This is a genomic window from Devosia sp. XGJD_8, from assembly GCF_046614475.1.
Taxonomy (GTDB): domain Bacteria; phylum Pseudomonadota; class Alphaproteobacteria; order Rhizobiales; family Devosiaceae; genus Devosia.
Genome location: NZ_JBKJHF010000001.1, coordinates 2,508,340 through 2,527,500, shown reverse-complemented (window position 1 = coordinate 2,527,500; position 19,161 = coordinate 2,508,340). Strand labels below are relative to the sequence as shown.

The window sequence follows — 19,161 nt, the reverse complement described above, 5'->3', positions numbered from 1 at the left end:
TGGACGAAAAGAAAAGGCCCCGTCCGAAGACAGGGCCTGAAGCAACAAGCGAGGCGGGGGTCAGCCTCCCGCGTGCTACTCATACTTGTATATTACCACGTTCGGATCAGGCGGCATCGACGCTATGCCAGACACCATTGGCCGCGGCGAGCGGATGGACGCGATGCGACGTGCGCCACAAGGGATCTGGCTTTGTGACTTCCCGCTTCCAGCGGATGTCGGGCATCTCGGCGAACTGCCACGCAGGAGTACCGACCAACGGCCAGACCAGAGCGGTCTGGGTGCCGTCCGTCTCCATGCGATCGAGTTTTAGGAAAAAGTCGGCAAGGTGTTGCAGCGATAGCCGAAGCAAACCCTTACCTATGGCGCGAGCCGAAGCGGCATCCTTCGTGCCTTCCGTCTCCCCAATCATCTGGAGCGTCCAGTTGCGCATGATGCCCGCCACCAGCACGGGGTAGCTGGAGCCAAGCACGGATGCTGCTAGTGCCACTTCTTGCTTGGAATTGACGTCATTGGCGGCCGGAGGCAGGTCGCGGAAAACATTGAAGCCGGCGTTGTCGACTACTTCAAAGGCCTTGCTGGTGCCAGGGTCGGACCACTCGTTGTTGTCGTCGAGTTCAAGCTCGCCATCATTCTCACCGAGTGGCACGATCGTAGCGATTTCTGAGATGCTGGTGATTTCCCAAGCCAGTTCGCGCCAGTCTGATGCGGCCGAGTCTTCGCCCTGTTCGCCCGAGACCACGTCATGCATCTTCTTGAAGCGCTGCGCAGCGGCCCAGCGCGTTCGGTTCTGCATCTCGTTGATGCCTAGCTCACCGCGGGAATATAGCTCGCGCAGTGGCCAGGCTGTGGCGCCGCGCTTCTGGTTGTCGTTGGCAGCTTTGGGCGGATTCGTATTATTCGGCATTGGGTGACCCCCATGAATATTCGAGCGATGCGGAATTGCATCGGCCGGCAGTCAGTGATGTCGGAAACGGAGCTCTTCGCCCTCTACACAAAACAATAAATGGATTCAGCGGGCCGCAATACTGCAGTTGCCTGCGGATTACTGCTCCGCGCAGCCTTGCGGAGCACCGAATCCTGCAGAATCCCTCGCGCGCGTGTTGCGCGCACGCGTGAGCGCGCGCTGCGCGCGAGTCCTAAAAACTGTATTTGGATACGCGCTGGTGGAGATGGCCGGTAACGGTCTGGACGGATGTGAGAGATCGGAATGCCCCCCTCAGGGGGAGCCAAACACCTTGATCATCCAGTCGATTGCGGCCACGGCCTGGGGCGACTTCAGCACATTAACCGCATAGTTTCTTACCGCGGAATTTGTAACCACGTAGGCCAACATTGCTATGCCAATACCCGTACCAACGTTCGAATAAAGTCCATCCATTATCGTGCGAGCGGCGTGAGCAACTTCTCTGACTCCCGCGGCAGCGAGTCTCTTCGCCGTATCAAAGGCTGCGCCTATCAAGGCTGCAAAAAAGTTGCGCCGGACCTGGTTTACCAAGTCAATCTCAGGCACGAGAAGATCAACGACCATGCCCTTCGGATCAATCAACCCGTCTGGTGACACTTCCGCCACCACATCTGGGGATGCGATATTTGCGGTTACGGCCAGCTCGATAAGTGAGTTCCCTGACTTGAACTCCTCCGTGGCAGGTTTGATGTTTTGAGGCGAAACCCGCCACAGGTCCCGCTGCTTCAATCCGGGGTCTGTTGCGGCGAGATTGTTGAACTCATCACAAATCCCGCCGACCAGTTCGGCGATCGCGGGGTCCAGTGTCGACGGGTGACCGTCGGGTTGATCGACAACCAGCAAATGCGCCCGGTGTAGTCGCCGAACCTTATTGCCTGCACGCCAAAGCCGAAAAACCCTAGCTTCCGACATATCCTCTGGTAAGGCGCTGGCGAGCGTCACCAATGAGTCTCCGGCGTCACCGAGAAGATTAGCGCTGCCCGCGATCAGTGAATTGACTTCGCTTCGCAAGGAATCGTATGCCTCGCGCTGGTCGGGCCCGTCGGACAGTGTCTCCAGCACTTGGCGTGCCTCGATTGAGATACCTTTGCTGCTGACGTGGAAAACCGTAGCAGAGCGCATCTGCGCAGGTGCAGCCGCACCCTCAGGTGGCGCAATAACTGCTTGAGGGGTCGGCTTGATCACAGCCTCAGTGGGCAGCGGACGAAGTGTATCCGCATCGAGTGATGAGATCACCAATTCAATAGCTTCTTCCACGCTATCCGCGGGCCGATCGGGGTTCGGTTCGGCCGCCTGCTGCAGCGACGGTAGTACGGCAACGCCCCGACGAATGAGGTCTTCTCGAACGGTATCTGATACCGGAGCAAAGACCGGTGGCGCCTTGAAAGACCCTGAGCCATCGTCGGGGACGCGAGTGGCATCGATAGGCGCCGGCTCGAGCCTTCGACCCATGACCACCGCTTCACTTGACTCTTGCTCAACCTGGCGAATCTGGTCTTCCAACTGCAGGCGGTGTTGGGTGATGTCGCGGGCCGGCAGCATGGGCCGAATTTTGCGAAGTTCTCCGACTAGCGCTGTACGCGCCTTTTCATAGAGCGCTCGGCGAGACGCTCCATTATTCTCCGGCAATGCAGCAACGCCTCGACGCAGCAGTTCTTTGTAGTCGGCCATGTCACCAAGTTACATGCCTGGCTCTCCACTGGAAAGGGTGGCCGGCGGGGGGTCTTCATCGCCAGTTGTTGTGCTTTATGTCACTGCCGTTCACTGGCCGGTACACCGACCCGCGGATTACCGGAGACATCTCGCCGTCCTCCACAGTTGCGAGGCAGATGAAGCTCAACTCATCTTCGCCGTGGTCGACGATGCCCACAACCCGCAGCGGGGCATCATCGTCATCGACCGCATCGAAGTCCGCAATGCGCATGATGCGCCGACTACTCTCGGCCTTTTCCAGCGCTTCAGCAACGCCAGCGCGGACAGCCTCGTAGGTGTCTTCCGAGTTCATGCTGCGGACTCCAGGGCGTCATTGTCCTTGGCGGGCAGCGGGGCATAGGTGATGGTGAGATCCTCATGGATGGTGCAGAGGAATGGGCGATCGTGAAGCTCATCCGTGTCCTCGATACAATCAAGCCCGACGGCCTCAGCGATGCTGTCGATCATCCTTCTGCCGCGCTCCCGTGATGGCGCGTACTGGTCTGAATGAATGAGGAACTCGTGCCACGTGTCCGCGGGCCATTGGTCACCACGAGGCCCTGACCAGTTGATTTCCAATGTGGCAAGCTGTTCGCCCGGCTGCTCTTCCTCCACCCTGCTGGATACGATCCTGGCCTTGAACGTACCAAAGTCGGAGAAAGGACTGATCTTTCCGGCCATATGAGCGGCGGTCGTCGGCGGGGTTGGTGATGAGGGCTCTCCAGCACTCTTGGTTCTCGGCTTACGCTCCTTAGCCTTGTAAGCGTTCGGCGGCTCGCACTCATATTCCTCCCGCTCAATCCACTTCTTCAGACTGAAGCGCGGGGCGTCCGGCTTGTTCTGCGCTGACCAGGCCACAAACCACGCTCCGGCCGATACGACCATCTGCTCAAGTAGTTCGGGACTTGGGGCGAGCTTGTCGAATGCGGCCCGCGCATCAGCCTTTCGCTGGCGATGGCTATAGGCTTTCCATAGTCGATCGAATCCGTCTCCTTGCGCCGTCCGCGCTGCTGTGGGCCCAAGGCCATCAGCAAGCGGCGCCGAAGGCGTGGCGCATTCAAGTCCATCTATCCCCGTCTCCGGGTCTTGTACCCGGATCGGGGTAGATGGGTCTTCGTTACCTACGGGGGTAACAGCAAGGGCCGTAGTGTTCACACCGGGGGTAACATCAGTGTTCACACCGGGGGTAACGCTAGGATCATTGTCGTTGGCGTTACCTACGGGGGTAACACTAGATTTGAGACGGGACCAATTCGGCACATAGCGGCTGGCTCGCTTACCGGATCCCAAGGTCTGCTCAAGATAGCCCCACGCCACCAAATCGGACAGAGCGCTATGCACGTGTGGCAGGCTCATGCCTTTGCCGGCAGGGTCGCGCTCCTTGATGGTGTCGACCACGTGACGAACGCTGGCCAGGGCGTCACCATACGTGGAGTGATACCAATCAAGGATAAAACCAAAGACCAGGCTGTGCTTGCGGCGCGCGCGCTCGTCGTAGGGAAGGAGGGCAAGTAGTTTGAATTTCTGCTCGAGCCCGTCGGGCTTAGGCTGCGACGTTGGTTTGTTCATGGGGGACATCGCCCTCCTTGTAAGTGGCTGCGGCGAGACGGCCGATTTCAGAAAAGGTGCGGGCCTCAACTTGCGCGCTCGACCGTCCGCTCCTCGGTGACGGAGGGAACACTCGCAAACCCTTCGGGGTGCTGCGTAGCTGCCAATCGAGCAGGGTAATTTCGGGCGTCGCCTCGAGGTCAAATATTGCGACAAGGCTGCCCGCGCCGCTGGTGCGGCGCAGGTTTAGAATGCGCATGGGCGCCTCCGGTGTTTAGCGATGTGGGGCAGGTGCCTAACGGGCGCTGGGGACGCGGGCCAACAAAATCAATGGCTTGTCAGTGAATGCGGAACTGTTCGATGGATTCATAGGCCATCTGGCTGCGGCAATAGTCGATGAGCTGGCTCCAGGAGCTGAGGATCGGCTTGTCGCTGTCGATGCGGTCGCGCCCGAAGCGGGCCGCTACGGCCTGGATCACCTTGATATGGGCCACCGAGGTGGCGCCCAGGCCATCGACCTTTTCCAGCCGTGCCTGGCTGGCATTGAACACGCCGGAAAACGAGCCGAATTCGCGCAGCAGTGTCTTGGCCAGGGCCTTGGTGTCGCGGCGGGGAATGGCCAGCTGCAGCGCCAGCTCCAGCAGTTCGTAATCCTCCAGCGCATCGCCGCCCACCTTGAGGAAGCGTTCGCGCACGCGCTGGCGGTGGCCGGCATGGTCATCGGCTTCCGAACGCATGGCCGGAATGGCGGCCTCGGCGAGTTCGTCGGGCCGCTCCGCCATCACGCCGCTTTCGCTGCCATGGGGTTGAACAGGCCTGCGGGGGAGAGCGTGAAGATCTCGCAGCCCGTCTCGGTGATGCCGATCGAGTGCTCGCACTGGCTCGACAGCGTGCGGTCCCGCGTCACCGCGGTCCAGCCATCGGAGAGGATCTTCACATGCGGGCGGCCCAGATTGATCATCGGCTCGATGGTGAAGATCATGCCCGGCTTGAGCGGTACGCCCATGCCCGGGGTGCCGAAATGCATGATATTGGGCTCGTCGTGGAACAGACGCCCCAGGCCATGGCCGACGAAATCGCGCACCACGCTCATGCGCTCGCCCTCGGCCACCGCCTGGATGGCGGCGCCGATATCGCCCGTGGTCTGGCCGGGCCTGGCCATGGCTATGCCGGCCTCGAGCCCGGCATAGGTGACCTCGATCAGCCGCTCCGCCTTGCGGGAGATTTCGCCCACCGAATACATGCGGCTGGAATCGCCATGCCAGCCATCGACGACCAGCGTCAGGTCGATATTGACGATATCGCCCTCGCGCAGCGGCCGCTCGTCGGGAATGCCGTGGCAGACCACATGGTTGATCGAGGTGCAGAGCGAGTGGCGGTAGCCCTTGTAGAAGATGGTGGCCGGCACCGCGCCATTGTCGCGGGCAAATTCATAGGCGATCTGGTCGATCTTGGCGGTCGGTACGCCCGGCTCGACGAAGTCGGTCAGGATATCCAGCGCCTGCGCCGTCAAGGCCCCGGCCTTGCGCATGCCGGCAAAGCCCTCTGGGCCATGCAGCGGAATGACGCCCGGCGTGCGGCGGGCTTTGGCTGGGGCGTCAACGAAGGTGATCATGCAGGACTCCGGGGAAGTACGGTTAAATTAGTCGCTTGCCCGCCCGATTGGAAGGGCAGCACGCTCGCTTGACGCCGATATCGCGCAGGGGCATTGCTGGCACACAGCACGCCCAAGGAATTCTCTCATGTCCGCAGATTCTATTACGGCCGGTCTCCTGGTGATCGGCGACGAAATCCTTTCGGGCCGCACCAAGGACGTCAATATCGGCGCCACCGCCGATTTCTGCACCGATCTGGGCATCGAGCTCAAGGAAGTGCGGGTGGTGAGCGACGAGACCGACGAGATCGTCGATGCCGTCAACGCCCTGCGCGCCCGCTACACCTATGTCTTCACCACCGGCGGCATCGGCCCGACGCATGACGACATCACCGCCGATGCGGTGGCCAAGGCCTTTGGCGTCGCCCTGCCGATCAATGCGCAGGCCCGCGAAATGCTCGAAAGCCGCTGGAAGCAGACCGGCACCGAGGTCAACGAGGCCCGGCTGCGCATGGCGCGCATTCCCGAAGGCGCCGATCTCATCGTCAATTCGGTCAGCGCCGCGCCCGGCTTCCGCATCGGCAATGTTCATGTCATGGCCGGCGTGCCGGTCATCATGCGCGCCATGCTCGAAGCCCTGGCCCCCACGCTCAAGGGCGGCAAGAAGGTCATGTCGGTCACCGTCAAGGCGGAGGTGGGCGAGGGCACTGTCGGCGGGCCGCTCGGCGCGCTGCAGGAGCAGTATCCCGACGTCAAGATGGGCAGCTATCCGCAGATGGGGCAGGACCGGGTGATGACCGAACTGGTCCTGCGCTCCTCCGACGCCGCCCGCCTCGAGGAAGCCGCCGCCAAGGTGCGCGCCATGGTCGCCGAGGCGCATGCCAAGGCGGGCATCGAAGCGCCTGAGGCCTATTGAGGCGCCGAAGATTTTCAGTCGACACCCTCCCCCTTGCGGGGAGGGATCAAGGGAGGGGGATGTTTAGCCCAAATATCCGGGCCAACCGCCACCCCCTCCCAGCCTCCCCCGTCAAGGGGGAGGTGCCGCCCGGTGCGTGGTCGACGCGCCGTCCCACCCTCCACACGTCACCCTCGGGCTTGACCCGAGGGCCCTGTACTGAGCCAACACTCCGCCAGCGCAGAGCCCTCGGCCCAAGCCCGCGGGTGACGATCCGTGCGAGAAGCGAGAACCGAACCTATCTCGGCCGCATGGCCGCAGACGCAACTGCTGGGCATAATTGCGCTTGGCGATTGGCGCAGCCGCCCGGTTTTGCTAAGCACACTGCCTTATTCACCCGGACGGTGCCGCGCCGGTGCAGGAGAAATGATTTGAGCAACCCCAACCAGAAGTCGTTTCCCGTCACCTGGGACCAGTTCCACCGCGACAGCCGCGCGCTGGCCTGGCGGCTGGCCGGCATGGGCACGTTCGACGCGGTGGTCGCCATTGCCCGCGGCGGCCTCGTCCCCGCCGCCATCGTGGCGCGCGAGCTCAATATCCGCACCGTCGAGACTGTGGCCGTCAAGAGCTACGATCACCAGAACCAGGGCGGCATCCAGGTGCTCAAGCCCATCAGCCAGCCCATCCTCGACATCGCCAGGAATGGCGGCAAGGTGCTGATCGTCGACGACCTCGTCGATACCGGCTCCACCGCCCGCGTCGTCCGCGAAATGCTCCCCGGCGCCCATTTTGCCACCGTCTACGCCAAGCCCAAGGGCCGCGACCTGGTCGATACCTTCATCACCGAAGTCAGCCAGGACACGTGGATTTTCTTCCCGTGGGATCTGGACGTGGCGTATGTGGCGCCGATCAGTGGCGGGACGGACTGAGGGGAGACGGAGAGAGGCTTGGTTGGGGGCCCTGATGCCTGCAAAGGCAGTCTTGGGCTGGAAGAGGAGACGGCGGGCTTCAAAGAGATTTCTTGCAGACGTTGTGGACGCGACAATGCCCGCAATGCTTCATCCCCATATGTTAGTTTTAGACATCATTTTGCGCCTGAATGAGATTCCGCCCCTGGTGGCAGCTTTCAGTTGTAATATTCCGTCGGGAAAACTAGCTTCTCGGCAGAAGCTGGGAGGCAAAAATGACCGTTGTGCTGTCGTGTGTGAACTTGAAAGGAGGCGTGGGGAAAACAGCCATAGCTGTCAATTTTGCTGCCTACTGTGGTGAGAACGGTTACAAGACGCTCTTGGTGGACTTGGACCCTCAGACAAACGCCACCTTTTCTTGCATATCGCCTGAGGCCTGGAGCAAGCACCGAAAGAAGCATGGCACAGTTGCGGACCTTTTTGGCGTTCGAAACAGCGAGAGCGCCGAGGGAAAATCTACCTCCGCATCAGACGTTATCTTGCGTAGCGTTTTCGCGAACGTTGATTTGGTGCCATCTGATTTAAGCCTTTTCACGATCGATCTCGACATCGGTGGGCGAAGCGCCAGAGAGACTCTTCTAAAAAAGGCGCTCAAAGACGTTATGGACGACTACGACATCATAGTCTGCGACTGTCCTCCAAACCTCACCTTGCCGACCCAGAATGCACTGGCTATCAGCACCCACTATGTTGTGCCGGTGTCGCCGGATTTTCTTTCAAGCCTCGGCATTGCTCTGCTGATGACTCGCGTTGAGAAATTCGGCGACGATATGGAGCATGCCATCGAGAACGCTGGTATCGTCCTGTCCAGGGTGGGGCGCCCGTCCGCCTTCCGAGATCAGACAACCGCCGACTTAAGGAAACAATTCGCGGGTCAAATGCTGAAAGCAGAGATCAAGGAGCGATCTGTAGTAACGGAGTCTACAGCGAAGAATAAGTCGGTGTTCCAAATGGGCGACCAACAGGCGAAACAGGAGTTTACCGCCTTTTCGAAAGAGCTCTTGAAGAAGTTAGGTGTCTAAAATGAAAACCCACGACCTAGGCCGGGCCCTAACCCAACTGGGAAAAGTTCTTCGGTCATTGCCCAACCAAGATGTGGATAGCTTAGGCGCCGAAACTTTTTCTTCGCAAAAGCCAGACGCAAACATTGGCATTAGTTTGTCTGCGCTTGCTGCGCTTTCGAAGTTCAGCAAGACTGACTGGGAGAAGGTCGTTAAAGACTTCGCTCTCCCGATTGAACTGCGTCAGCGGGATGCCGCTCGCGACATTATGGGGAAAATCCTTACCTACCTCGCAGACAATGAAGCTGAACGCCAGCGGATTGCCATGAGTTCACGGTCGACGAGCGATCGACCCTCTGAGCTTACCAGTGCGTTGGAGTTCCTGCTGAAAAATGGCTAAACTTGGTGAGGACCTGCAGCACAACTATTCTCAGTTCTCCAAGAATTTGCCATCTGCCATCGAAAAAAACGTCAAAGCGTTTCGTGGCAATGACAAGCTGCTTGATAGCTATGCCCGGATTGCCGCAATTAACGCGATGAAGCGAGATTTGGTGGAACACCATCTTCCCCAAGGAGCTGCCCATTTTTTCTATGAGGCCCACAACGACGCGTTGCTTTCACACGTGAATGCAAGTTTTGGAAGCTGGCGCCCTGCGCTTCAGTCGCTGCGTAGTTTCATGGAAAATACTATGTCGGCAATCTTTTACATGGATCATCCGGTGGAGTTGCAGAAGTGGGCAGAGGGACAATACTACATTGCGCCCCGAGATCTTCGCGAGTATGTAGCAGATCATCCCCAACTGAGAGGCTTGTCTCAAGAATTGGACTTGAAGGCGGGCCTGGATAATGAGTACGCAACGCTGTCTAAGGCAGTGCATGCGTCAAACAGCTTATTTCGGATGACATCCGAGGACGCAAAAACGAAATTCGCCGACGTAGACGTTGCCGAGCTGGGCAAGTGGGCGGCCCGCGAGAGGGCAGCCGTGAACATCTGCATGGTTGCTCTGACGGGGTTAATGAAGGAGCATCTTGACGGAGCAAAACAAGCAGCGCTCCGCTCCGCACTCTCTCATGCGCTTCTTGGAAGTAGTGTAAGTGCGCTGAAGAAGCACTGCGACGTTTCAATACCGACATGAAGTCATCTGAGCGCCCTATTTCCGATCGCTAACGTCCAGTTGCTGCCTTGTGGGTGATGCGTCCGATCAATACGAGATCGGTTTCTAAACAAGGACGAGGCTTTGCAAAATTTCCGCAGGCCCGATGACCTCTTTTGACACTTTGAGGCTTACGCTACACAGGGCCGGTGGTTGGGAAACGGACATTTACGCTTCTCATCAAAAACTTATCCCCGGCCCCCAAAACCTCCCGCATACTCTGCCCATCCCCGCCATTCACGCGGTGCCGACGAAGCATCGGGCGGGGGGACTGGCTGCATGGGGTCGCCCAGGCCGATGCGTGTATGCTGACCACCGGCCGGGCGGCGGGTGAGGGGGCTGGAGCCGACGACCGATGGCTCAGCCGCCGGAATCTGCACCGCCCAACCCGAAAGGGCGGCCGCTCGATGCGTGCGCAGGAATACCAGCTCGTGTGAAGCGGCTTTCGCCTCTTCAAACTAAACAAATTGGCGGCGCAAGCCGTCGGGGCGAAAGCCGCTTCATACCGTGAAACCGCGACGCCTCCGGGCCGGGCGGCGCGTTCTGCTGTCCGGAGCGGCAGCACCAGGCTTGCCAATCGCCGCCCATGGGACCAAGCTCGGCTCCAGCCGCGCCGCCCCGGGCGCAGTCGGCACGAGGAGGCAGGCGAGAATGGAGCATGCGATGAGCGCTACCGATGAGCAGGACAATGCGACCCCGTCGGGTCTGATCGGCCGCCGGTCTTTCCTTGCCGGCTCACTCGGCCTTGGCGCCATGGCGCTGGCCGGCTGCAGCTCCCTGGGGCCCGGCATGAGCATGGCCGAAGCCGAACGCGTCTATGGCCCGCTCCCCGACGAGCGCTTCCCGGTGCCCGCCGTCAATGTCAACAAGCTCAATCCCAAATATATGCGCCGCACCGTGCGCTATGACAGCAAGGAAGCGGCCGGCACGATCATCGTCGACCCGCGCAACTACTATGTCTATCGCATCGAGGGCGACGGCATGGCCACGCGCTATGGCGCCAATGTCGGCCGGGCCGGGTTCTTGTGGAATGGCGACGCCTATATCGGCCGCAAGGCCGAATGGCCGGTCTGGACCCCACCCCGCGAGATGATCCAGCGCCAGCCGGAAGTGGCCCAATATGCCGGCGGCATGCCCCCCGGCCTCGGCAATCCCCTCGGCGCCCGCACGCTCTACCTCTACCAGGACGGCAAATACACGCTTTACACGCTCTACAGCACGATCATGCCCGAGACGATCGGCAAGGGCGTCACGAGCGGCTGCGTGGGCCTGCTCACCCAGGATATGATGGACCTCTATGACAAGACGCCGGTGAATACCAAAGTGGTGGTGTTGAAGGCGTAGTCACCAGGGCAGGGGTACGCCGCTGTGATCGAGCAGCAGGCCCGTATCGGCCGGCCCAAGCCCGTCGATGACCCGGAGCAGACGCTCTGCGGCAAAGCCCGGCGCGACAGGCTCGTGACCGGAGGAGCGGAACGGCGCCGACAGCCCGGTTGCCACCGTGCCGGGATGCAGCGTGACGCAGATCGCCTCGGGCCGCGTCCGGCGCAGCTCGATGGCGGCCGTATGCATGAGCTGGTTGAGCGCGGCCTTGGCGGCGCGATAGCCATACCAGCCGCCCAGCTGGTTATCGCCGATGCTGCCGACCTTGGCCGAAACCGCGGCAAACACCGCCTTGCCCTCGCGCGGCAGCAAAGGCAGGAAGTGCTTGGCCACCAGCATCGGCCCCGTCGCATTGATGGCGAAGCTGCGGGCCAGATGCTGCGGATCAAGCTGGCGCCAGCTCTTTTCGGGCTGCATCGCCCCGTCATGCAGAAGACCCGTCGCCACCATGACGAGCCTGAGCGGCAGCCCCAGGGCCGCGACCGAACCCGCAGCCCGCATGATGGAGGCTTCGTCGGTCAAATCGAAGCCATCCGCACTGCGCGACAATCCGACAACCGTGTCGAAGCCGGCGGACTGGGACAGCGCCTGTTGCAGCGCAGCGCCAATGCCCCCGCTGGCGCCAATGACGACGGCAAGGCCAGCCGGGGGAAATGTACCGAGATCGTATGCCATGAGAGCCTCCGCAGAGGATACGCGGGGCGTCGGACGGCGGTTCACAAATCCGGCTTTACCGGTTGCAGCCTACAGCGCAGGCGCAACAAGCTCGACGGCGTGGAGGAATCCGGCGCCACCAATCATGGCGCTGTGCTGGGTGGCCTGGATTTTACGCCGCCAATCGCGTGCGACGATGGAGATCTCGCGAACCTTGCTGTCGCCGATCAGGCCCTTGGTCGCCTTCTTCACTGCTGCGCAGCTCTGCTGGACGCAGGCAGACAGGCGGGTCTGCCAACCCCGCGGTCCCACCAGGACTGTTCCCATGGCTATCTCGTCATTCCACAGGCCCTGGATGACATGTCCGTCAACCGTGGTCGCGGAATCCATCTCGCTGCATTCGCCGCCGCGGTAGAAAGCCTCGATGACGAAATACTCCAGCACCAGTCCGGGCGTGTATTTGCGGTAGCCCTCGTCATAGGCGCATTTGGGTGTGAACATGGTGTCGCCAGCCTGCAGATTGATGGAAATGGCGATGGGCTTGCCATTGAGCACCAGGCTGTCGACGGACGTCCGCGCGGCTCCGTCGCCGCAGAAGGCCCGCCGGGCGAACTCGGCATGGGCGGCATCGGCCAGGAATGACGTGCCGGCCTGGCCCTTCCAGCCGCCATGCTCTATCGCCAGGAAATCCTCGATACGCTGCGCAACGGCTTCCGGCGTTCCCTGCCGCTCGAACCGCAATTCCCCCAGTTCCCCCAGTCTGCGGATATTCCTGCGAATATCCTTGGTTCGGCTCCTCGACATCACAGACTCGAGGTGCGTTTCGAACCCTCCGGTCAGCCGGGTCAGGCGCGCGCGTGCATAGGGGTCGAACGGGATCAGCTCAGCGGCGCTCGATCCGTCAAGACTTTCGACATGGCGCAGGAAGCTACTGGACAGACCGATATTGCGGAACGTCCATCGGCGCGGAATTGCCCCCGTCTCGATGGCGTCGAGCCAGGCCGCGACAACGCCCCTGGCATGGTCGCGATGCACCAATGGCTGGCTGCTGAACTGATAGAGATTGCCGGCAGCCGTTGCCAGTTGCAGCGGCCAGCGCTTCAGCCGGAACGGAAATAACCCGACCAGCTGGCCACTCTCGCGGACCGCCACTGCGCTGATATTGGCATTGGTGTCGATGGTGCCCAGCCCGGCCAGCATATAGGTGCGGGCATAGAAGGGATTGTCGTCGAGCGCCTGGGCCGACAGGTCATCCCACTGCCTGGCTTCAAGATTGCGCAGTCCGTTCGTGTCCAGCAGCTCGATGGCGTATGAACGGGTCATGTCGGCAATTCCTTTGCTTTAAAAAGGTGCGTGCCCATTGCCGGCAGAATAATGCCGAGGCTGCGGTAGGCGAAAAAGGCAAGAAGCAATCCGCGGGCGGACAGGCCCAGAACGGTCGCTATGGCTGCGCCCATCGGTCCGAACAGGGGCACCATGACGATGGCCGCGCAGACATTCACAGCAAGCGCGAGTGCAAAACTTATCGAGCAGAGGCGTTCCTGGCCCAGCATGTTCAATACGTCCTCGCCCGGGCCAAGAAGGCACGCAACAACAATGCCGAGGCAGAGCACGGGAACAAGTTGGCGGGCCTGGTCGAAGTCGCTGCCGAACAGCGCAAGGAGCGGTCCGGCAAGCAGGGACAAAGCCAGGGCAGCCAGGCTGGTCAGGATGGTCGCCAGGAGAGCGGATCTGCCGATCATCGCCTGCAACTCGGCACGGCGACCGGACGCCCCGAGAGCCGCATATTTCTGCGCCGTTGCGGCGCTGACGCCATAGGGTACATAGGCCAATACTTGTGCAAGACGAGACGCTGCGAAGTAGAGTGCTACCTGTTCGGGAGGTACCATCAGCCCAAGGATGATCACGTCGACATTAAAAAACAGTACTTCGGCCAGATCTACAGCGGCCAGTGGCACGGCGGTGCGGAACCATTCGCCGAGCTTGAAGCAAGGCACAGTATTGCCAATGGCCGCTTTGAGGTGAGGGCGCAGGAGAATGTATTGTATGACGATGCTGGCGATCAGCCCGGCAATCGCCAGGGCCATAACCGTAAGGGCAGTCGCTGGCTGCCCCGCCAGGAGCAAGGCAAGCAGCCCCAGCATAATTGCCAGATGTCGAAGCAGGTAAGCCGGCGCAATCCCCGAGACGGGGCGATCGAGACCCCGGGCAACGGCCTCAAGAAAGTCCTGGAACGCGAGCAACGGGACTGCAAGCAGGGTCACGATGGCAAGCGGGACGAGCTCGGCATGCCATGCGAGAAACCCGAGCTGAATAACGCCGAACCCGATGAGGGCAATCAAGCCAGAGACGACAAGGGTTACGCCCATCGCGACCCGGACAAGGCCGGCAGCCAGTGCCCGCTGCCCGGTCTCGATGTAGACCGAAAGCAACCTGTACAGGAGCTGGGACGTGCCCGCTGTACCCAGGTGACCCAGCAGGAGCAACCATACAAAGACGAGTGCGAAGCGCCCGAATTCCTCCGTGCCGATGAACCGGGACGCGAAAACCTGAGCCAGCAGGCCAAGGCCGGCGCCGGCAATCCGAATTGCAATGATGCGAAACGTCTGGCTGGCGAACACGGACGATCCTGGAGTTGAATCGTCAGGTGTAATTGCGCCACTCACGGCGTCGTGCCCAATTCGGCTGTCACAGTCCCCTCCTGCTGAGAGGCACACTTACCGGCCCGATGCTGAATATTCACGGGCTTGTGGGCGATATAGTTACCAGTTGGTCTGAAGCAACGGCATGCCTGGCTGTTGGTTCAAAGGCGCTGATGCCGGCCGCGCGACCGCCGAGATAATGTTCGCCACCAATGCGCCTTCAGCCCACAAAAAAGCCGCCCGGTTGCCCGGGCGGCTTGATGGGGTAGATCAGCTACCGGAGATCAGTCGTTCCAGTCGCGGTGGCGCGGGCGGTTGCGGTCCCAGCCGCCGTTCCAGTTGCCGTCACGGTCGTTCCAGCCGCCACCGCTATGGCCATCCCAGCCGCCCTGGCTGGGGCGATGCGGGCGAGGCGGGGCAGGGGGCGTGCCGAAGCTGAACGAGAAGTTGATCGAGGGCTTGGCCGACTGGTGGTGGCGCCCGGCGGCTTGCAGGTACTGGGCCGAGACCCAGCCATCGGGGCCGCGCTTTTCGACATAGCACCAGCCGCCGCGGCAGCCGGTGACTTCCACTACCTCGTTGCGCCGCAGAGTATCGACCCGCTGATAGCTGGCCGACGGACCCGAGCGCACGTTGACATTGCCGGTGGCGACGGCCTGGGCGGCGAAGGCGGCTCCTGCTGTACCCAGCAGCACGGTGCTGGCGAGGGCGAGAGAGATAATCTTGTTATGAAGGCGCATAGCCATCTCCTGATGGTTTGAAGGTCTGAGGACCCTGAACTGTGCAGAAGGCGCCCCCGGCGGTGAACCGGACATGAACCGGGCGTTCATGCCGCTGCGGCGATCGAAAAGCCTCCGAGAAGAAGCATATCCCCCTACCTGCGGAGCCCACTATCAGGACCTCATCCCGCCATTCACGCGGCGCCGACGAACTTCGAACCGGCCCGTAGGGCAAAATCGCGCTAGTGAGCGACTCTAGAAGAGAAGACCATGAGGGCTATGCCCCAATGGCAGGCGCGGGGGGACTGGTTGGATGGGGTCGCCCCCGGGGCGAAAGCCGCTTCATACCGTGTTGCCGCGACTCCTCCGGGCCGGGCGGCGCTTTCTGTTGTCCAGCGGCCAACAGCGTTGGCAGAGGCCGGGTGGCATGCTACCTGCGAACCGACGCGGGCGTGGTGGAATGGTAGACACACCGGACTTAAAATTCGGAGGGGGTAGCCCCGTGCGGGTTCGAGTCCCGCCGCCCGCACCAGGAAAGTGACCAGCGATGATCGAGAAAATCGAGACCGGAATTGCGCCATCGTCGGCGCCGATCAGTGACGCGGTGCGGGCCGGCAAGCATGTCTGGCTGGTGGCCATTGCCGAAGATCCGGTGACGGGCGCCATCGTCGAGGGCGGCATCGAGGCGCAGGCGCGGCGCTGCCTGCAGAATCTCGAGATCGCGCTCAAGGCGGCCGGCGGCACGCTGGCCAATCTGGTCACGGTGCAGATATTCCTCATCGACAGCGCCGACGCGGCGGGGATGAACGCGGTCTATCGCGAATTCATCACGGTGCAGCCCTATCCGGTGCGCGCCACAGTGGTGGTCAAGGAATTGCTGGCCAGGGGCCTCAGGATCGAGATCACGGCACAGGCGGTGCTCGACTGATGCTGCTCAAGCTCGAACTGCTCGAAAAGATCAAGGCCGGTGAGGTCGACCTGGTGTTCCGCCGCTGGAGCCGGCCGTCGGTCAAAGCCGGCGGCACCCTCAAGACCAAGCTGGGCCTGCTGTCGATCGGGGCGATCACAGACATGGATCCGGCCGATGTCACCGAGGCGGAAGCTCGGCGCGCCGGCTTCAAGGACGTCGCCGATTTCCGCAAATGGCTGGACACGATGAAGCCGGGACATCTGTTCCAGCGCATCGACGTCGGATCTGCCGGCGAGGCCTAGAAGGGCGTGGGCGCCACGAAGGTGGTGAATTCGCCCGTCGTGGGATGGGTCAGGCCCAGTTCAGCAGCATGCAGCTGCAGCCGGTCGGCGGCGGCCAGCGTATCGGCGTCGCCATAAAACACATCACCCAGAATCACATGGCCGATAGCCTTCATGTGAACCCTGAGCTGATGGGTGCGGCCGGTTAGGGGGTGGAGCCGGACGCGCGTGGCGTTGGCCTCGCGCTCGATGACTGTCCATTCAGTCTGCGCCGGGCGGCCGTTTTCGTGGTCGACGCGCTGGCGGGGCTTGTTGTCCCAGTCGGTCATCAGCGGCAGGTCGATGAGACCGCTATCGGCCTCGATGATGCCGGCGACGCGGGCAATATAGGCCTTGGTGGTCTTGCGATGCTCGAACTGGCTGCCGATGCGGCCATGCGCCCGCTTGTTGAGCGCCAGCACCAGGACGCCTGATGTGTCCTTGTCGAGCCGGTGGCACATGCCGGCCGTGGGCCAGGTCTGGCGGGCGCGATGCTCGACGCAGTCCCATAGCGACGGGTCCTTCCCCGGCACGCTCAGCAACCCGCTCTGCTTGTCGACCACCAGGATGTCATCATCGACATGGAGGACATTGAGATAGGGGTCGAGCGGGGGGAAGTAATTGATCAGTGTGGGCATGGGACCGGGCATGGCCGCCGTTTAGCAGAGGATGACCGGTTTGACCAATGGTCACCCACTTGTGAGCGGACCAGGCCCGAATTACGCCGCCGTAACAGGGTTTTAACGGAACGTCCTGCGCCGCGGCCCGTTGTGCTTGCAACACAACATAGGAGGCTTTCATGCACAAAGATGAAATCGAAGGCGCTGGCAAGCAGGCCAAGGGTGCGGTCAAGGACGCTGTCGGCGGCCTCACCGGCAACGAGAAGCTGCAGGCTCAAGGCAAGCTCGACAAGGCCGCTGGCAAGGTCCAGCAGAAAGTCGGCGAAGCCAAGGACGCCACCCGCGACGCGCTCAAGAAATAGCGCCGACGCAGGATTGTGAAGAGCCGCCCGAAAGGGCGGCTTTTTTGCTGTTCAGGTGAAGCGATAGTGCAGGCGGGCGCAGACCGGATGCAGCATCTGCGCCGAGATCAGCTTGGGCGACGCGCGCAGGCCCGTGGCCGGAAACAGCGGAATGCCGCTGCCGATGATTTCGGACATGACATAGATCTCGATTTCGTCGAGTGCGCCACGTTCCATGAAAGCCATCTGCAGCCTGCCGCCGCCGAGCATCCAGACATCGCCATCCTCCAGCCGGCGCAGTTCGGCGATCAGCGCGCCGACATCGGCACGGATTTCGAGTGGTCCCTTGGGATTGTCGATGGGACGGGATGTCACCACGATCACCCGCTTGCCGTCATATTCCCAGGCGCCGGGATAGCGCTCGATCCAGTCATAGGTCGTGCGGCCCATGACTACGGTGCGAATGGATTTGATGAACTGGTGATAATCATGCTCACCCAAGTTCAGGTCGGGCTGCTGGGTGAGCCAGTCGAGATTTTCGTCGGGCGTGGCGATGAAGCCGTCGAGGCTGGTTGCGATGTATCCGACGATTTTGGCCATCCCGGCTCTCCTGCAATCTGGGGCACTCCCCAATAGGATCCGATAGTGACAGCAATTGTCAGCAGCCTTGGCCGGCGCACTGGCATCCAACCGGTTTCTGGGTCTAGGATCGCTGCATGGAAACGACGGTCTTCGACACAGCCCTGGGGACGTTCGGCATCGGCTGGACTGCCGATGGCGTTGCGCGACTGCAATTGCCGGGCCTCGATGCCGACGACATGGTCGAATGGATCAACAGCAAGGATGCCGTGCCGGGCGAGCCGACGCGTGCGGTAGAGGCGGTGATCAATCTGATCGAGGACTATGCCGAGGGCAATGTCGTGGAGTTCCGCGATGTCCGGCTTGATCTGCAGGGCGTGCCGGAGTTTCACCGGCGGGCATATGAACTGTTGCTCGACTATGGCTGGGGCCAGACCACGACCTATGGCGAACTGGCACGGGCGCTGGGCGACGTGACGCTGTCGCGTGCGGTGGGGCAGGCGATGGGCTCCAATCCGATCCCACTGATCATTCCATGCCATCGCGTTCTGGCCAGTAATGGCAAGACCGGCGGCTTATCGGCACCGGGTGGTGCGGAGTCCAAGCTGCGTATGCTGGCGCTTGAGGGCGTGGCGGTCGGCGCGCCGGCTGGCCAGATGACGTTTGGCTTCTGAGCATGGGCGTAGAGATTGAACGCAAGTTCCTGGTTGTGTCTGACGACTGGCGCGCTGCCGCGATCGGCAGCACCCTGCTGCGGCAGGGTTATCTCTCCTCCAATGCCAAGGCGACCGTCCGGGTGCGCAGCCGGGATGATGCGGAGGCGGTCCTGACACTGAAGGGGCAGGTCGAGGGCCTCACGCGGGCGGAATACGAATATGACATCCCGATCGAAGACGCCCGGGAGTTGCTCGCCATGGCCGAGCCGCATGTGATCGACAAGCGTCGCTACCTGGTGCCGTTCGGTGGCCTGATGTGGGAAATCGATGTGTTCGCCGGGCGCCATAAGGGGCTGGTGCTGGCCGAGGTCGAGTTGGACAGCGAAAGCCAGGGCGTGGCGCTGCCCGACTGGGTCGGCGAAGAGGTGAGCCGGGACGATCGCTACAACAATGCGAGCCTGTCGCGCGATGTCTCGTTTGCTCTCGAGCGCGATTGAACTCTGTGTTCGGCCGGCAAA

The 19,161-nt window shown here is 61.6% G+C and carries 24 protein-coding genes and 1 tRNA gene; 12 read left to right on the top strand and 13 right to left on the bottom strand.

The window, feature by feature from the left end; translation table 11 throughout:
* Positions 1-106 precede the first annotated feature (106 nt).
* From ACLI1C_RS12065 to map, 7 genes are all read right to left on the bottom strand, one after another.
* On the bottom strand, positions 107-907 hold the full coding sequence (locus ACLI1C_RS12065) for a hypothetical protein (protein ID WP_411397132.1): 801 nt from the start codon (positions 905-907) through the stop codon (positions 107-109).
* Positions 908-1,219: 312 nt separating this feature from the next.
* Entirely contained in the window at positions 1,220-2,638 is a 1,419-nt protein-coding gene (locus ACLI1C_RS12060) for a hypothetical protein (protein WP_411397130.1), read from the bottom strand.
* A 55-nt stretch (positions 2,639-2,693) separates the two neighbouring features.
* Complete coding sequence (locus tag ACLI1C_RS12055) at positions 2,694-2,972, bottom strand: hypothetical protein (protein ID WP_411397128.1); 279 nt, start codon at positions 2,970-2,972, stop codon at positions 2,694-2,696.
* Entirely contained in the window at positions 2,969-4,228 is a 1,260-nt protein-coding gene (locus tag ACLI1C_RS12050) for a hypothetical protein (protein ID WP_411397127.1), read from the bottom strand. Before ACLI1C_RS12050 ends, ACLI1C_RS12055 begins: the two co-directional genes overlap by 4 nt.
* Entirely contained in the window at positions 4,203-4,466 is a 264-nt protein-coding gene (locus ACLI1C_RS12045) for a hypothetical protein (protein ID WP_411397125.1), read from the bottom strand. The genes ACLI1C_RS12050 and ACLI1C_RS12045 overlap by 26 nt, the downstream gene beginning before the upstream one ends.
* 79 nt (positions 4,467-4,545) lie before the next feature.
* Positions 4,546-4,989, bottom strand: a complete 444-nt coding sequence (locus ACLI1C_RS12040) for a UPF0758 domain-containing protein (protein ID WP_411397123.1) — start codon at positions 4,987-4,989, stop codon at positions 4,546-4,548.
* Entirely contained in the window at positions 4,989-5,819 is an 831-nt protein-coding gene (gene map, locus ACLI1C_RS12035) for a type I methionyl aminopeptidase (RefSeq protein WP_411398315.1), read from the bottom strand. Before map ends, ACLI1C_RS12040 begins: the two co-directional genes overlap by 1 nt.
* A gap of 130 nt (positions 5,820-5,949) precedes the next feature.
* On the opposite strand from map, the gene ACLI1C_RS12030 reads away from it, so the two are divergent.
* The 6 genes from ACLI1C_RS12030 (at position 5,950) to ACLI1C_RS12005 (ending at position 11,163) form a co-directional block, all read left to right on the top strand.
* A complete protein-coding gene (locus tag ACLI1C_RS12030) occupies positions 5,950-6,717 on the top strand; it encodes a competence/damage-inducible protein A (protein ID WP_411397121.1) in 768 nt (255 codons plus the stop codon).
* Between the two features lie 410 nt (positions 6,718-7,127).
* Positions 7,128-7,625, top strand: a complete 498-nt coding sequence (gene gpt / locus ACLI1C_RS12025; protein WP_411397120.1) for a xanthine phosphoribosyltransferase — start codon at positions 7,128-7,130, stop codon at positions 7,623-7,625.
* 254 nt (positions 7,626-7,879) lie between these two features.
* Positions 7,880-8,686 carry a ParA family protein gene (locus tag ACLI1C_RS12020; protein WP_411397118.1) on the top strand — a complete coding sequence of 269 codons (807 nt, stop codon included), beginning with the start codon at positions 7,880-7,882 and terminating at the stop codon, positions 8,684-8,686.
* A 1-nt stretch (position 8,687) separates the two neighbouring features.
* Entirely contained in the window at positions 8,688-9,065 is a 378-nt protein-coding gene (locus ACLI1C_RS12015) for a hypothetical protein (RefSeq protein ID WP_411397117.1), read from the top strand.
* Positions 9,058-9,801, top strand: a complete 744-nt coding sequence (locus ACLI1C_RS12010; RefSeq protein WP_411397115.1) for a hypothetical protein — start codon at positions 9,058-9,060, stop codon at positions 9,799-9,801. Before ACLI1C_RS12015 ends, ACLI1C_RS12010 begins: the two co-directional genes overlap by 8 nt.
* A 681-nt stretch (positions 9,802-10,482) precedes the next feature.
* Positions 10,483-11,163, top strand: a complete 681-nt coding sequence (locus tag ACLI1C_RS12005) for a L,D-transpeptidase (RefSeq protein ID WP_411397114.1) — start codon at positions 10,483-10,485, stop codon at positions 11,161-11,163.
* Here the strand turns inward: ACLI1C_RS12005 and ACLI1C_RS12000 are convergent, their stop codons facing one another.
* The 4 genes from ACLI1C_RS12000 to ACLI1C_RS11985 form a co-directional block, all read right to left on the bottom strand.
* On the bottom strand, positions 11,164-11,877 hold the full coding sequence (locus ACLI1C_RS12000; protein WP_411397112.1) for an SDR family NAD(P)-dependent oxidoreductase: 714 nt from the start codon (positions 11,875-11,877) through the stop codon (positions 11,164-11,166).
* 69 nt (positions 11,878-11,946) lie between these two features.
* The gene (locus tag ACLI1C_RS11995; protein ID WP_411397111.1) at positions 11,947-13,179 is read right to left on the bottom strand and encodes a GNAT family N-acetyltransferase; all 1,233 of its coding nucleotides are present in this window, start codon (positions 13,177-13,179) and stop codon (positions 11,947-11,949) included.
* Positions 13,176-14,477 (bottom strand): lipopolysaccharide biosynthesis protein, encoded by a 1,302-nt coding sequence (locus tag ACLI1C_RS11990; protein ID WP_411397109.1) that lies wholly within the window; start codon positions 14,475-14,477, stop codon positions 13,176-13,178. Before ACLI1C_RS11990 ends, ACLI1C_RS11995 begins: the two co-directional genes overlap by 4 nt.
* 305 nt (positions 14,478-14,782) lie before the next feature.
* Positions 14,783-15,238, bottom strand: coding sequence for an SH3 domain-containing protein (locus ACLI1C_RS11985; protein ID WP_411397107.1), 456 nt, complete (start codon positions 15,236-15,238; stop codon positions 14,783-14,785).
* A gap of 425 nt (positions 15,239-15,663) precedes the next feature.
* On the opposite strand from ACLI1C_RS11985, the gene ACLI1C_RS11980 reads away from it, so the two are divergent.
* The 3 genes from ACLI1C_RS11980 to ACLI1C_RS11970 all read left to right on the top strand — a co-directional run bounded on the left by ACLI1C_RS11980 (position 15,664) and on the right by ACLI1C_RS11970 (position 16,429).
* Positions 15,664-15,749 (top strand) — tRNA-Leu (locus ACLI1C_RS11980).
* Between the two features lie 15 nt (positions 15,750-15,764).
* The gene (locus tag ACLI1C_RS11975; RefSeq protein WP_411397105.1) at positions 15,765-16,145 is read left to right on the top strand and encodes a RidA family protein; all 381 of its coding nucleotides are present in this window, start codon (positions 15,765-15,767) and stop codon (positions 16,143-16,145) included.
* Positions 16,145-16,429, top strand: coding sequence for a hypothetical protein (locus ACLI1C_RS11970; RefSeq protein ID WP_411397103.1), 285 nt, complete (start codon positions 16,145-16,147; stop codon positions 16,427-16,429). Before ACLI1C_RS11975 ends, ACLI1C_RS11970 begins: the two co-directional genes overlap by 1 nt.
* Here ACLI1C_RS11970 and ACLI1C_RS11965 read toward each other — a convergent pair.
* The gene (locus tag ACLI1C_RS11965) at positions 16,426-17,085 is read right to left on the bottom strand and encodes an RluA family pseudouridine synthase (protein ID WP_411397102.1); all 660 of its coding nucleotides are present in this window, start codon (positions 17,083-17,085) and stop codon (positions 16,426-16,428) included. The genes ACLI1C_RS11970 and ACLI1C_RS11965 overlap by 4 nt on opposite strands.
* A 161-nt stretch (positions 17,086-17,246) precedes the next feature.
* Here ACLI1C_RS11965 and ACLI1C_RS11960 point away from each other — a divergent pair, with 161 nt between their 5' ends.
* Positions 17,247-17,429, top strand: a complete 183-nt coding sequence (locus tag ACLI1C_RS11960) for a CsbD family protein (protein WP_411397101.1) — start codon at positions 17,247-17,249, stop codon at positions 17,427-17,429.
* A gap of 51 nt (positions 17,430-17,480) precedes the next feature.
* Here ACLI1C_RS11960 and ACLI1C_RS11955 read toward each other — a convergent pair whose 3' ends face one another.
* The gene (locus ACLI1C_RS11955) at positions 17,481-18,008 is read right to left on the bottom strand and encodes a dihydrofolate reductase family protein (protein ID WP_411397099.1); all 528 of its coding nucleotides are present in this window, start codon (positions 18,006-18,008) and stop codon (positions 17,481-17,483) included.
* Positions 18,009-18,124: 116 nt separating this feature from the next.
* Between ACLI1C_RS11955 and ACLI1C_RS11950 the strand changes: the two genes are divergently transcribed.
* Positions 18,125-18,661: a methylated-DNA--[protein]-cysteine S-methyltransferase gene (locus ACLI1C_RS11950; RefSeq protein ID WP_411397097.1), complete on the top strand. Its 537-nt coding sequence runs from the start codon at positions 18,125-18,127 to the stop codon at positions 18,659-18,661.
* A gap of 2 nt (positions 18,662-18,663) precedes the next feature.
* Positions 18,664-19,140, top strand: coding sequence for a CYTH domain-containing protein (locus tag ACLI1C_RS11945; protein ID WP_411397095.1), 477 nt, complete (start codon positions 18,664-18,666; stop codon positions 19,138-19,140).
* The last annotated feature ends 21 nt before the right edge of the window (positions 19,141-19,161 follow it).